Below are 14,865 nucleotides of genomic sequence, written 5' to 3'. Positions count from 1 at the left end.
TATAATTTTAAAGAGGATTCCGTTAGGAATCATATCTGTGTAGAAAATTATATTGTCAGAGATAGCGCAGTCCGTAGGACTGCTATTTTTCTTTATTAAAAAATCATTTTACAATAAAAAATTAACTTAATTCATCATAAAATTCAAATAAATATTCATTCTTAAATTCAATTTCAAATGCGTTCAGCATCTCCATATATTCTTCTCTGAAACTCTTCTTCGAATGATGTTTTTCCTGATTCAGAATATAATTTATAACTTTATCCTTTTGGCTTTTCGCATAGGAAAATGCGCCATAACCTTCCTGCCAAGAAAACTTACCTAAACACAATTTTCTGTCATTAATAAAATTTGTAGATTCAATTTTAACCGTTTTAATCAGTTCCGGAATTGTAATCTGCAAATTCTTATAACTGAAGAAAATATGAATATGGTCTGGATTTGCATAAATAGCTAATATCTTTTGTTTTTTATTGCTAAATATTCCACAAATATATTTTTCAATTTCTTCTCGTACTTCTGATTTAATTTTAATATCACGTCCTTTTGTAGCAAAAACAACCTGAATATAAATTTGTGTATAGGTGTTGGGCATAAAATTTTATTTTCATCACTTCTTCAAAGGTAAATTATCTTTGTCAAATTCCCAATGAATACAGATTTAGTTTCTAAAGAAAACAAATTCATATACCAATCTTTTTGCTACACAGATAACAGTCCTACGGACTACAAACGCCTCTTTATTTATTATCTACACAGATGACATTCCTCTGGAATGTTTATTAATATTACAATTCTTCAAGTTGATTCCGTTAGGAATCTTATCTGTGTAGAAAATTTATTGTAATAACGTTGCAGTCCGTAGGACTGCTATCTCATCAAACCAAATCTTAAAAAATATGCAGCCCAAAAGGACTGCATACCATATTATACTTTAAGATCAGCTTCTAACCCAATCAAATCTTTATTTGCATCGATAATCGGCTGAACTTCATTGGCAATGAATTCTTCCGTCTGAATTGGCGCAAAACCGATAAAGTTTTTAGGATCGAGAACTTCTTTTAATTTTGATTTATCTAATTTTAATGAATCGTCGTTCAGGATTCTTTCGATAAGATCATTTTCCTTACCTTCTTCTTTCACCTTTTTAGACGCTTCCATGGAATGAACTCTGATCACTTCGTGGATTTCCTGACGGTCTCCTCCTGCTTTAACTTCTTCCATGATGATGTATTCTGTCGCCATGAAAGGAAGTTCTTCCATAATATGTTTGTTGATTCTGTTCGGATATACAACAATTCCGTTCATGATGTTGTTCCAAATTAACAGAATCGCATCAACTGCTAAAAAAGCCTGAGGAATAGTTAATCTTTTGTTTGCAGAATCATCCAAAGTTCTTTCAAACCATTGGGTCGAAGCTACCATTGCAGAACTTGTGGTTAAAGACATAACGTATTTTGCCAATGCCCCGATTCTTTCGCTTCTCATTGGATTACGTTTGTAAGCCATTGCAGATGAACCGATCTGGTTTTTCTCGAATGGTTCTTCAATTTCTTTCAGATTTTGAAGCAAACGTAAATCGTTGGTGAATTTATGAGCCGATTGAGCAATATTTCCTAATAAAGCGACTACTTTCGCGTCTATTTTTCTGTCGTAAGTCTGTCCGGAAACGCCAAAAACTTTCTCGAAACCAAATCTTTTTGACAATTCTTTATCTAAATGTTTTACTTTGGAATAATCACCGTTGAAAAGTTCTAAGAAACTTGCAGCCGTTCCTGTAGTTCCTTTTACCCCTCTGAAACGTAAAGTTTCTAAGAAGAAATCAAGTTCTTCGATGTCAAGGACTAAACTCTGAAGCCAAAGGGTTGCTCTTTTTCCAACCGTTGTTAATTGCGCCGGCTGAAAGTGTGTAAATCCTAAGGTTGGTAAATCTTTATATTGAATTGCAAAATCCGCTAAGTTTTTAATAACGTTAACCAACTTTTTCTTTAAGATTAAAAGTCCGTCACGGATCTGAATTAAATCTGTATTATCTCCTACAAATGCTGAAGTTGCCCCCAAATGAATAATTCCTTTTGCTGAAGGTGCTACATCACCATATGTATGAACGTGAGCCATTACATCGTGTCTGAATTTTTTCTCGTACTCCGCTGCTTTATCGTAATCGATGTTTTCAGCATTGGCTTTCAATTCGGCGATTTGCTCGTCTGTAATGTCAAGCCCAAGATCTTTTTCGATTTCAGCAAGGGCAATCCAAAGCTTTCTCCAGTTCTGGAATTTATTGTTATGAGAAAAGTTAAACAACATTTCTTCGCTTGAATAGCGTTCTTCCAATGGATTTTTGTAGGAATTCATTCTTTTCTTTTACTTTTTTTAGATATGCAAAAATAAGGTTTTTCAGTGAGAGAGAAAAATGGTTTTTTCTTAGAAATGCTTATCTGTGTTTAAATGAAACCAGACAGCAATAATGAAGGAAAACTTTCATAAAAAAGCTGTAGAAAATATTTTTCAACATTAAATGAATTATTATCAGATTTATTTTTTTATTTTAGCTTCTACAAAAGAAATATTAAATCAAATTAATTATGAAAAATCTAAAAAAATTATCAAAGTCAGCTCTGAAAAATATTGCAGGAGGATGGGTACCTCCGCCTGGTGAAAGTTGTCCTGCAGGCAGTTGTCAATATAAAGAAAATGGACCTTGCAGACCGTATAATGCTAATCTTTGTATTTAAAAACTAAAAAACAGGAAACTAAAATTTCCTGTTTTTATTTATTGATAAATCACCACATCATTTTTTTTAATCTGATAACCTGTTTTTTTATAAGGAACTAAAACGTAGCTGTCTTTGATATGTTTTCCGCTTTTCCATATCTTACTTTTTCCCTGTCTGTCGAGAATAATGCTGTTTGCGCTTCCGTCCGGAATAAAAATTTCGGCTTTTTTCATGTTTTTACTGAAGATAACTGCCGTTGATGTAGTGTAGCTTTTATCTGAACTTACTTCCTTTAATTTGATTTTCTGTTCAAAAACTCTTACGCAATCATTTTTGATCTGAGAATAGGTATAACCTGCGGAAGCTTTGCAGCCATGAACATCTTTGTCTCCGCCTACAACATGCGTCTGCTGTGCAAAGATTAATGAACCAAGGAACATTGTACTGAATAAAATTGTTTTTCTCATGTTTTAAAATTTAAGTTTTCAATTGTCTAAAAATTATGCCAAAGCACTTTATAGTGAGTGTTTATTCAAAAATACAAAAAAAGCCACTCTAATTGAGTGGCTTATATGATTTATTTTGTCCAGTTGATTTTGGAATGTTTCACATCGGATGAGTTGGTTCCGATCATGATATCAAATTCACCCGGTTCCCAGTCGTATTTCAGATCTCCGTTGTAGAATTTCAGGTTTTCCGGAGTAATATCGAAGGTAACTTTTTTAGATTCCCCTTTTTTCAACATCACTTTCTGGAAGCCTTTCAGTTCTTTTACGGGTCTTGTAATGCTTCCTACCATATCTCTGATATAAAGCTGAACTACTTCTGCTCCATCATAATTTCCGGTATTCGTTACAGTAACGGATGCCTGAATGGTCTGATTTCCTTTTGGATTTGCATTGGAAACTGTAACATCAGAATAATTGAATTTTGTATAGCTTAATCCATAACCAAAAGGATACAACGGCGTGTTACACTCATCCATATAATTGGAACGGAATCTCTGGTACTCGCATTTATCAACCAATTTCTGATCTAACGGGCGTCCTGTATTTTTAGCATTGTAATAAATCGGAACCTGTCCCAAACTTCTTGGGAAAGTCATCGGTAATTTTCCTGAAGGATTTACTTTTCCAAACAGTACATCAGAGATTGCATTTCCTGCTTCGGAACCTGCAAACCAGACATTAAGAATTGCATCCGGAGTATCTTTAATGTTTGTTAAAGCTAAAGGACGACCTGTGAAAAGAACTACTGCAATTGGCTTTCCTGTCTTTTTTAGTTCATTTAAAAGATCTACCTGAGACTGAGGAATGGTAATTTCTGTTCTTGAAGACGATTCTCCGCTCATTTCAGCAGATTCTCCGATTGCCAGAACAATAACATCGGATTTATTGGCAACATCTACCGCTTCTTTTAATAAAGCTTCTTTTGAACGGTTGTCTCTGTCGGTTTTTTTACCGTGCGCTGCATAAATATCTTCCAGTTTCGCATCATAATCAATATTTGCTCCTTTTGCAGAAAGGAATTTTACTTCTTTGCCGAAGTTTTCCTGTAATCCCTGCATCAGATTAACGGCTTTCTCATGTTTTGCGGCAACGCTCCATGTTCCTGCCATATTCAGAGAATTGTTTACCAATGGTCCGATTACGGCAACGGTTCCTGATTTTTTCAAAGGCAAAACCTGATTGTCGTTTTTCATCAAAACCATGGATTGTGCAGCAACGTTTCTGGCAATGTTTCGGTTTTCCATATTGTACACCTCTTTTGCTGCCAGTTTTGCATCTCCGAATTTATACGGATCTGAAAATAATCCTAAATCGTATTTCGCCTCAAGAATTCTTTTTGCTGCCATATCGATTTCAGCCTGAGTTATTTTTCCTTCTGCTAAAGATTTTTTCAGGGTGGTTAAGAATCCTTCGCCTACCATATCCATATCAATACCTGCTTTTAAAGCCAATGCGGAAACTTCCTGAAGATTTCCCATCCCGTGATCTACCATTTCATTGATTCCGGTATAATCGGTCACTACGAAACCTTTGAAGTTCCATTTGTTTCTTAAAACTTCGGTTTGCAGCCATCTGTTTCCTGTTGCCGGAACTCCATCCACTTCGTTGAAAGAAGCCATTACAGAAGCTACTCCTGCATCTACCGCTGCTTTGTAAGGAGGAAAATATTCGTTGAACATTCTTACGTGACTCATATCCACTGTGTTGTAGTCTCTTCCTGCTTCACCTGCCCCGTACAGTGCGAAGTGCTTGACGCAAGCCAGAATATTGGTTCCGTTGGCAAGATCTTTTCCCTGATAACCGTATACCATGTTTTTGGCCACTTCACTTCCTAAATACGGATCTTCACCGGAACCTTCTGAAACTCTCCCCCATCTTGGTTCGCGGGAAATATCCACCATTGGCGAGAATGTCCAGTTGATTCCGTCTGAAGCGGCTTCTTTAGCGGCTATTCTTGCAGACTGCTGCACCAAATTCATATCCCATGAAGCGGCTAATCCTAATGGAATCGGGAAAGTGGTTTCGTAACCGTGGATGACGTCCATTCCGAAAATCAATGGAATTTTAAGACGGCTGTTTTCTACGGCAACTTTCTGAACGGCTCTGATTTTATCTGCACCTTTTATATTGAAAAGTCCTCCTACTAAACCCTGTTCGATTTTTTTTCCGATGTCTGAACTTTTAGCCAAACCGGTAGTAAAATCGCCTGAACTTGGTAGATTGAGCTGCCCGATTTTTTCATCTAAAGTCATTTTCGACAAAAGATTATCTACGAAAGCTTTCTTTTTAGACTGATACTGAGCCGTTTGATACGACTGAACGGGCTTCGTTACCATTTCCTGCGCCGAAAACACAGGTGCTAATGCTAAAGCCGCAATTACAATTAACTTTTTACTCATAACTTCTTCATTTTTTAAGGAATTCGTGAATCTTCGATTTCATAAATCTATCTTCTTTAATTAGTTTATTATTTTTTGTTGGATAAACGCAGAGGCGCAAAGTTATTTTGATAAACTTTATGTTTTTAAGGCACAAAAGGTACTTCGACAAGCTCAGCATAAACTATTTACTCAGCAAAGACTTCTCGTTTAAATATTTACACTAAATTATTTTTCTTTTCTTTTTGACAGCATCCATTCGTATAATTTAGGATTGGAATAGGTCGAATCCCACGAATTATGGTTGTCATTCGAGAAAATCGTTAATTCGGCAGACGGATTTACAGGATGCAGTGCCTGATAAAAATTAAATGCATTTTCCGGTAAAACGACATCATCCATTCCGCCATGAAAGATTTTCATATTCAGATTTTTATACTGATGGATGTTTGCGTACATTACTCTGTCTGTAGGCGCACAAACCGGAACGACCGCCGCAAACATTTCGGGATGTTCCATTGCTAGTTTCAGTGTTCCCCAACCTCCCATTGAAAGTCCGGTAAGGTAAATTCTTGAGGCATCCACTTTGTATTTTGACTGAATTTCTTTGATCAAATTATATACGGTAACGGTATCCCACCACATATTTTCAGGACATTGAGGTGCTAAAATTGCCACCGGTTCTTTTATTAAGTTTTTATAGGTAAACGGACTGTGCGCTTTTACGATTTCCAAATTATTGCCTCTTTCTCCTGAACCGTGAAGAAAAACAATAAGCGGAACGTTTCCTTTTGCATTCTGAGGAAAATCCAGAATGTAAGAGATTTTTTCCTGTCTTTTTATTTCTTTGTTGAGCTCTGCTTTTGTTTCCTGCGCATTTGCTTTTACAGAAAACAGAAACGGCAGCAATAAAGCGTATTTTAGTTTATATTTCATATCAGAATTTGTATGTTTTGGATATTCTAATTTAACATTCTTTTTTTAATAGCCCCGATTGCAGCATTTGTCTGAGCTCATTTTCGGGATTCGGCGGCGGCTCCGCCGCCGCCGAATCCCGAAAATAGCGAGTGCGGAAAGCGGGAAACAGCTCCTAAAAAATTATTTAATATGATATTTTTCTGATTTGAAGCTTAGTTTCTTTAATCCCTGCTGAATTTCGGGTGCATTCATGAATAATTTCCACAAAAATCCAGTTCTGTAATTTTCTATCATTGGAGCGATCGTTCCCTGATCAATCGCGAGATATCTTGGCGTTGTCCAGTTATTGTAATGAATGGACGTTGCATCGTAAGGTCCGGCTGAGCCAATAAATTCAGGTTTTTGGGTGTAAATAAATCTTAAAAAATCCATTGATTCTTTTGGAGAATACGGAAAACTGCTCAACGCCGCAGTAGGAGTAATTACCCCACGGTCATTTTGCGGAAAATGTGCATCATATCCTGCGCTTCCGTCCTCGTTTCTTGAATAACTGGCTGTTAATCCCCAATAATTGGGTCCATATCCTTTCCAGTTTTTGGGATTTTCAACGCAATATTTGTAATCAATAAGAACCTGATTTTTATTTAAATCAAAATAGTTTTTGATTAATTTATCTGATAAGTTCGTCGGATCCAGACCGATATAGGAATAATGTGCCCAAAATAAAGGTCCTCCGTATTCTGCTGCGCCATTGTGCTTTACGTACATCGGCAAACCGTATTTTTCTTTATCTGAAAGGTAGGTTCCGTTTCTTGTCCAGCCTTTGTAATAGGTTTCGGCATCGATCGGATAAGTAGGTGATGAAGCGGCTAAAATATAGGTAATTAAACATTCGTTGTAGCCTTCCAACGGGAAGTTCATTTCCCACTGATAATCGGGTGACCAATGCCAGTAAAGGACTTTCTGTCCACCTTTTGTATACCAGTTCCATTGGATACCTTTCCAAAGCTCGTCACATTTTTTGGCTAAAGCTTTTTCTTCAGTATTTCCGTTTTTAAAATATTCGCGAACCATTAAAATTCCTGAAGTTAAAAAAGCGGTTTCTACCAGATCTCCTCCATTGTCTTTTTTGCCGAACGGAACCGTTTTTCCAGTTTCGCCATTGATCCAGTGTGACCAGGCTCCTTTGTGACGATCTGCTTTTGCAAGAAAATCCATCATGGTAGTCAATCTTTTCACCGCATCTTTTCTTGGGATAAATCCTCTTTCTACACCCACTAAAATGGTTGCCAATCCAAATCCTGATCCTCCTGTTGTAACAACATGTTTATCATTATCCGGATAGATATTATCTTCGTGATAGCGCTCTCTTCCCAACATTGAATTGGGCTCTGCATAATCCCAAAAATACTTTAAAGCATCTTTCTGAACTTTATCCATTAACTGCTCGTCTGTGATAGTGCTTTTTACAATCTGAACTTTTGATGCTTCCTGCATGAAAGTCTGTGAGTTCTTACACGAAACCAAGAGTGATGATATAGTGATGACTGAAAGTATTATCCTTTTCATAATTTAATTTTGTTTAAAATCCATACTGTGTAGAATGGAATCCTAATTTTATTAATCCCTGCTTAACATCGGGCGAATTCATAAATAACTGCCATAAAAACTGGCTTTTATAATTTTCTACCATTGGTGCAATCGTTCCCTGATCTATTGCTAAATATCTTGGCGTAACCCAATTATAATGAACAGAATAAGCATCATAAGGTCCAGCTACACCTACATATTTATTATAATTTTCATTATACAGAAATCTTAGCATATTCATACTTTCTGCAGGTGTGTAAGGCATACTCGATAATGCTGCTGTAGGAGAAATAATTCCTAAATCGTTATTTGGCTGATGTGCAGCGTAATCATCTCCTCCCGTATTTGGATTTCTGGAATAACTTGCAGTAAGTCCCCAACTTTTTGAATTATAACCCTGCCATCCTTTCGGATTGGCAACGCAATACTGATACATTATTTTAGCATGATTGGTTGTGGCATCGCCATAATTTACATATTCATCGGACAAGCCTCTCGGATCCAGTCCTAAAAATGAATAATGCGACCAAAACATCGGACCTACCGTGCCATTTGCGCCGTTATGATTGACTACAACAGGTAATCCAAACTGAGATCCTGTATTTTTTATACTTCCGCTTCTGGCCCATCCCTGCTGATAAACAGGTTTATCGATTGAGTAATTTGGAGATGCAGCAGCCATGATATAGGTAATTAACGTTTCATCAAAACCTATTAACGGCATATTCATCTGCCAATCGTAATTGGGAGACCAATGCCATGTAAGCATATTGGGAGCTGCGGGATTTTGCGTATACCAGTTCCATTCAATTCCTTTCCATAGCGCATCGGCTTTTTGAGAAATTGCCAGTTCTGAAGCATCTGAAGAGTTTTTAAAATATTCTCTCACACAGATCAGTCCCTGCGCAAGAAATGAAGTTTCAACCAAATCTCCTCCGTTATCTTTCTGACTGAAAGGTACAACCTGACCGTTGGTTCCATTGATCCAATGCGGCCATGCTCCGTGAAAACGATTGGCATTCTGAAGGAAATTAAGAGAAGTTGTTAATCTTGAAACCGCTTCTGCTCTGGAAATATATCCGTTTTTAATACCTACTAAAATGGTCATGAGTCCAAAACCTGAACCACCGGTTGTCACAATATTTGCATCCTGAGAAGGATTATCGGTATGATATCGTTCTCTTGCCAATTTTGATCCTGATTCGGCGTAATCCCAAAAATATTTTAAAGCATCTTTTTGTACCATTTCGATGAGTTGTGCATCGGTATAGTTGTTGTTGGGAGTTTCTGTATTGCCTCCAATAGGTGTTCCTGAACTCGGTGATGAATCTTCTGAAGAACATGAATTGATTAACAATACTGTAAATAAAACTATTGTTAGAACTTTAGTCATAGTATAAATATAATAAAAGGAAGATTTCTCTTCCTCTTATTATAGTCTATTTATTTTTTATTAATATAAAGATCATTAACCTCCGCAGGTGTTAGAGCACTTACATACATTCTAAACTGGTCTAAGCTTCCGGACCAGGATTTCATCCAGCCCTCACTAGGGTTTCCAGAACCACCAATTCTAAATCCGTTAATTTTAGAAGTATTAAATTTAACTGCGCCGTGTCCTGCCCAAGTCTTGGTAGATTTTGCAACTCCATCTATATATAGTGTCATTCCTGAAGTCGTAGCATCATAAACAAAAGCTAAATGATGCCATTGATTATCATAAATACCTGTCAAACTACTGTCAGAAGGCCATTCAAACCATTTGTCACCCGGCTGCTCATCAACAAAAAATTTAATTGTTGGTATTGCTGCTGTTCCTTCAAATAGAGCAAACATACTTGCTTTTGCCCAATTATCACTTGTCATACTAAAAGCAAATTCCGTATTACTAGAATCACCATTCTTTTCCCAAAATGCTACTGTAAAACTTCCTGCTTTATTTGCAAAATCATTAGAATTAAGGTATTTCAAGAAGACTTGAGAGCCTCCACCTTTAAAAGCTTTACCAGCAATTCCATCCACTTGAGTAATTGTATTATCAGGAGCAAAACATGGATATCCTGATAACTCCTCAGCAAATTTGTTTTTTAAATCTGTACCGCTCTTATCAAATGGAACAAAAAACCTAAGATTTCCAGCAGGTAAATTAGCCTGATCTTTAGGATATTCTCCTAATTCCGGTCTTTCCATATCTTGGCAGTTTGTCAAAATTAAAGACAAACATGAAATACTTAAAATTTTTAAAATGCTTTTCATGATTAAAAAATTAATAATTAGGATTTTGGATTAATACACCTTGGGCTTTATCTATAGCCGTTTGTGGAATAGGAAAATATTTATTTCTGTCTTGATATCCTAAAATACCTAATATATTAACAGCATCTCCCCAACGAACTAAATCATAAAAACGTTCACCTTCCATTGCAAATTCAACTCTTCTCTCTTGTTTAATTGCATCTCTTATTTGAGCCTGAGTAGTAGCAGTAGTATTTGCCAGACCAGCTCTTGTTCTTATTAAATTCAAATAAGTTATTGCCTTTACCGTATTCCCCATTTCATTAGCACTTTCAGCAGCTATCAGAATAACATCCGCATATCTCATCAATTTTATATTAGTCCAATGATTTTTATTCTCCCCTTCCTGAGCTCTTCTCGCAGGATCGGTATATGCTTTCTTATTCCAATATGGTTGAATTGACGCTAACGTTGAAGGAACACCTTCAACACCACCTGAAGCTAATATGGTTGCTCCCTTACGAATATCTCCTGGTTCGTAGGCGTTTATTAAATTCATTGTAGGCACATTAAATCCCCATCCTAAATCCCAAGTACCAGATCCTCTTACACCTTGTGATTCCCAATAGTTATTAGAATAGTTTACTTTATTAATTCTTGCAAACTGTACCTCCCAAATAGACTCAGACTTATTGTCTCCCTGATCAGTAAATAGTGTTGAATATGATGGGTATAGTGAGTAGATACCTGAATTAATAACAGTTTCGGCAAATCCTAATGCTTCACCCCAGCTTTTTTGGTAAAGAGCTAACTTTGCCAAATAAGAGTAAGCCATTCCTCTTGTAGCTCTACCTTTCTGACTTGGCCAATCCGCCGGTAAAACAGAAGCTGCAAATTGAAGATCATTTTTTATTTGTACATCAACTTCTGCTACACTTGATTTTGCTTTAATTTCATCTTGAGGATTGACAACCTTTTTTGTAATGATAGGAATTTCACCATAATCTCTCCTAAGATCAAAATATGCGAAAGCCCGCATTGCTTTTGCTTCTCCTAAATTTATTAATGTAGCAGCATCCGGATTTTGGATTGCTTCAATATCTGCAATTACACTATTACAAGCGAAAATTAATTTATAATGACCATTCCAGTTTGCTACAGCAGTACCTTCTGTTTTGGAATACTGAAAATTATCCATTATATTACCCATTGCAGAAGCATCGGCAGGAATACTCCCTTTTATTGCATCATCTGAGCGAATGCTTTGAAACCAGTGACGGGTCCAATCTGTTACTCCTCCTTCTGTTCTTAATTGGCTGTATAATCCAAAAATCTTAGCTTCCGCACCACCAATACCAGCTTCACCTTCTGTTGCGATTCCTAAAGGCTTTCTATCTAAAAAATCGTCACCACAAGAAGTTAAACTTAAAAAACTTATTGCCGTAAAAAAAGAATATTTAATTATTGTATTTATTTTCATAATTTAAATGTTAAAAAGTTACATTTACACCCATAGTCGTTATAATTGGTAAAGGATATCCTCCATTATCAACTCCAAATTGTGTTGGTGTGCCACCAGCTTCAGGAGTAAATCCTGAGTTATTTCTCCACGTAACAAGATTTTGAGCATTTAAGTATAGCTTAAGACTGCTTAAACCTATTGATTTTGCAACACTTGGATTAAAATTATAACCGAGTTGAATATTTCTTAGTCTAACATAACTTCCATCTTCAATCATATAATTTGAAACATTATTTGTATTATAATTGTTTCCATCATTAATAATTGGCTCCCAGTTAGATGTTCCCGGACCATTCCAAGCTGCTAACCTATCCTTTCTATAATTAAACTGAGCAAACGTACTTCCGTTACCCCAATTTCTTAATACTTCGTTTCCATATACTCCTTGTACATCAATACCTAATGACCAGTTTTTATAATTTAAATTTAGATTTAGTGCATAAGTAAAATCTGGAGTTGGATTACCAATAATAGTTCTGTCTTTATCATCAATCTTTCCATCTCCATTCAAATCTTTAAATTTCAAGTCTCCTGGACCATAAGTACCCAGTGTACTTGTTGGAGATAGCAAAACATCTGCATTTGTTTGATAAACTCCTTCCACTACATATCCATAAAAATATCCTATAGGATAGCCAGCTTCAGTTACTGAGTTTCCATCAAAAATTCTATATCCCGGCTCAAATACTGAAATTACTTTATTATTGTATGTTGTAATATTTCCACCAATTGAATAACTAAAATCTGAACCAATTTTATCTCTCCAAGATACAGACCCCTCAATACCTTTATTTTCTATTTCTCCTGAATTTCTAAAATAATTTTGCACTCCTGTAACATAGTTAAGAAGATCTTTTGTTTTCTTGTTATAATAAACTCCTTCAACACTTAATCTATTATTAAATGCTGATGCTTCAAATCCTACCTCATAACTTGTGATAACTTCCCATTTTAAATCAGGAGAATTTTGCCAAGCCAATACATATCCCGGATAAAGATCTTTTTGAAATCCTACATTTGCAAATACAGCATTTGCTCCTGAAACATATCCAGGGTAATTAGGATATCTGTAAGGAGAGAATCTATTTCCTAATTGTCCATAAGATCCTTTTAACTTTAATGAACTGAAGAAACTATTATTCATAAATTCTTCTTTGCCTAAATCCCAAGCAGCACCTAAAGCCCAGAAATTCTGATATTGGTTAGGGTTATCTGCAGCAAAAGTAGCAGAACCATCACGTCTGAATGATGCGTTGAAAATATATTTCCCTTTGTAGTTATACAAAACTCTTGCAAGATATGAAATACTCGCGCCGTCGTCATATTCAGATGAATTTGCTGTTCTTGTGGCAGGATCTCCAAAAGGATAAGTATCTAAATACCAGAATCTTTTATTCCAAGGGATTGCATTTTGATCACCAGCTTTCTGTGTAACATTCCCAGTCATCTGTTCAAATTTTTCATCATAAACAGTATAACCTGCAGTTGCTGTGATACTATGCCCTCCAAAGTTTTTATTCCAAGTTAATAAATACTCCTGCTGAGTGATGATATTATCGGTAGAATTTTGATAAACAGATGTTAGCTGTCTTCCTCCAAATGCATTTGTTGTTCCGCCAGTTTCTCCAACATATAATTTTGTAACAGGATTATATCCTCTTGCACGTGTCATCCCAAAATCCACCATATAGTTTGTACGGAAAGTAAAATCGTTCCAAAATTTCACCTCTGCGAATGCATTGGCAAGTATTCTATAGGTTTTTGATAATTGAGTTCCATTAAGATAATCAACTGAAAGTAATGGATTGCCAACCTGAGCATCACCTAATCCTATTGGCAATTGATTATATAAACCTACCTGATTGTTAAAAGGTTGTACAATCGGAACAGCTACTAAGGAAGATGCATAGCTTTGAAGCCTGGGATTATTTGTATACGATCCATTGACTGAGAATCCGACTTTAAAGTTTTTACTAAAGCTAAATTCATTATTGAAATTAACATTAAATCTCTTTAAAAGCTCATTATTAATTATTCCTTGTTCTTCTAAATGCCCTATCCCAAAGTATGTCTTATTTTTTTCAGTTGAACTTGAAAAGCTAAGGTCATTTTTGATGATAGTAGCTCCATTATTAGTAATCGCATCTATCCAATCGGTATCTGCATTAAAAACATTATAATAACTGTACGGTGCAAGTCCTTGATTGGCTCTGTTACGATCGTACAATGATCTAAATTCTGCAGCATTTGTTAATTCTGGCTTACCTGTCAAAAATTTTGTCCCTAATGAAGAACTGAAGTTTATTGTCGGTTTACCTGTTTTTGCTCTCTTTGTAGTTACTATAATAACACCATTAGCTCCTCGAACACCAAAAATGGCAAGTGACGAAGCATCTTTTAAGACTTCAATGGATTCAATATCATTTGAATTTACAAAATCCATATTATCAGACCATATTCCATCTACTACGTAAAGAGGTCTAGAATTGTATCTGCTAACAGTTCCTCTGATCCTAATATCGGGAGTTGAACCTGGTTGACCGGAATTTACAACTGCCAAACCTGCAACTTTACCTTGTAATGACGCAGCTGCATTTGCATTAGGCTTATCAGCAACATCAGATCCACTTATTTTAGCTATAGATCCCGTTAGATCTCTTTTCTTAGCAGAACCATATCCAATCATCACTACCTCCTCAATCTTCTGCTCCTTCGGAACAGTATCTTTTGGAGTAGTTTGCGCATTGACATTCATACCGAAGTATAAAACCGCAATGAGACATGAATACTTTAAATCACTTTGTTTCATATAGTTTAATTTTATTCGTACAATCAATTCTGAGATCAAAAACAGTAGCTTTTGAGCGTCTTTTTTGCTGAGAAATAATATATCCTCAATAAAAGACATTAGCCAAAATTATAAAAATATATTCAACAATGTTAATTATACTTAATATTTTACCGTTCTGTTAATTTTTAACATTTAAATAAAAACA

Annotated in this window: 11 protein-coding genes; 1 reads left to right on the top strand and 10 read right to left on the bottom strand. The window is 35.8% G+C overall.

Annotation, left to right across the window (positions count from 1 at the left end):
• Positions 1–121: 121 nt before the first annotated feature.
• The gene (gene tnpA / locus BW951_RS15430) at positions 122–595 is read right to left on the bottom strand and encodes an IS200/IS605 family transposase (RefSeq protein WP_076394486.1); all 474 of its coding nucleotides are present in this window, start codon (positions 593–595) and stop codon (positions 122–124) included.
• A gap of 332 nt (positions 596–927) precedes the next feature.
• On the bottom strand, positions 928–2,355 hold the full coding sequence (gene purB, locus BW951_RS15425) for an adenylosuccinate lyase (RefSeq protein ID WP_076394484.1): 1,428 nt from the start codon (positions 2,353–2,355) through the stop codon (positions 928–930).
• A gap of 230 nt (positions 2,356–2,585) precedes the next feature.
• Here purB and BW951_RS23265 point away from each other — a divergent pair, with 230 nt between their 5' ends.
• On the top strand, positions 2,586–2,735 hold the full coding sequence (locus BW951_RS23265) for a bacteriocin-like protein (protein WP_273077771.1): 150 nt from the start codon (positions 2,586–2,588) through the stop codon (positions 2,733–2,735).
• A 38-nt stretch (positions 2,736–2,773) separates the two neighbouring features.
• Here BW951_RS23265 and BW951_RS15420 read toward each other — a convergent pair whose 3' ends face one another.
• The 8 genes from BW951_RS15420 to BW951_RS15385 all read right to left on the bottom strand — a co-directional run bounded on the left by BW951_RS15420 (position 2,774) and on the right by BW951_RS15385 (position 14,678).
• The gene (locus tag BW951_RS15420) at positions 2,774–3,184 is read right to left on the bottom strand and encodes a hypothetical protein (RefSeq protein WP_076394482.1); all 411 of its coding nucleotides are present in this window, start codon (positions 3,182–3,184) and stop codon (positions 2,774–2,776) included.
• Between the two features lie 110 nt (positions 3,185–3,294).
• Positions 3,295–5,625 (bottom strand): beta-glucosidase BglX, encoded by a 2,331-nt coding sequence (gene bglX, locus BW951_RS15415; protein ID WP_076394480.1) that lies wholly within the window; start codon positions 5,623–5,625, stop codon positions 3,295–3,297.
• A gap of 207 nt (positions 5,626–5,832) precedes the next feature.
• Positions 5,833–6,540, bottom strand: coding sequence for a carboxylesterase family protein (locus tag BW951_RS15410; protein ID WP_076394478.1), 708 nt, complete (start codon positions 6,538–6,540; stop codon positions 5,833–5,835).
• 162 nt (positions 6,541–6,702) lie between these two features.
• A complete protein-coding gene (locus tag BW951_RS15405; protein ID WP_076394477.1) occupies positions 6,703–8,091 on the bottom strand; it encodes a glucoamylase family protein in 1,389 nt (462 codons plus the stop codon).
• A 13-nt stretch (positions 8,092–8,104) separates the two neighbouring features.
• Positions 8,105–9,505, bottom strand: coding sequence for a glucoamylase family protein (locus BW951_RS15400; RefSeq protein WP_076394475.1), 1,401 nt, complete (start codon positions 9,503–9,505; stop codon positions 8,105–8,107).
• A 50-nt stretch (positions 9,506–9,555) separates the two neighbouring features.
• Complete coding sequence (locus BW951_RS15395; RefSeq protein WP_084196457.1) at positions 9,556–10,368, bottom strand: LamG domain-containing protein; 813 nt, start codon at positions 10,366–10,368, stop codon at positions 9,556–9,558.
• Positions 10,369–10,378: 10 nt separating this feature from the next.
• Entirely contained in the window at positions 10,379–11,827 is a 1,449-nt protein-coding gene (locus BW951_RS15390; protein ID WP_076394471.1) for a RagB/SusD family nutrient uptake outer membrane protein, read from the bottom strand.
• Between the two features lie 10 nt (positions 11,828–11,837).
• A complete protein-coding gene (locus BW951_RS15385; RefSeq protein ID WP_076394703.1) occupies positions 11,838–14,678 on the bottom strand; it encodes a SusC/RagA family TonB-linked outer membrane protein in 2,841 nt (946 codons plus the stop codon).
• Positions 14,679–14,865 lie beyond the last annotated feature (187 nt).

Origin of the sequence: Chryseobacterium gambrini, from assembly GCF_900156825.1 — a bacterium.
Classification (GTDB): domain Bacteria; phylum Bacteroidota; class Bacteroidia; order Flavobacteriales; family Weeksellaceae; genus Chryseobacterium; species Chryseobacterium gambrini.
The sequence above is the reverse complement of the archived record's forward strand: the minus strand, read 5'-3'. Positions and strand labels throughout refer to the sequence as shown.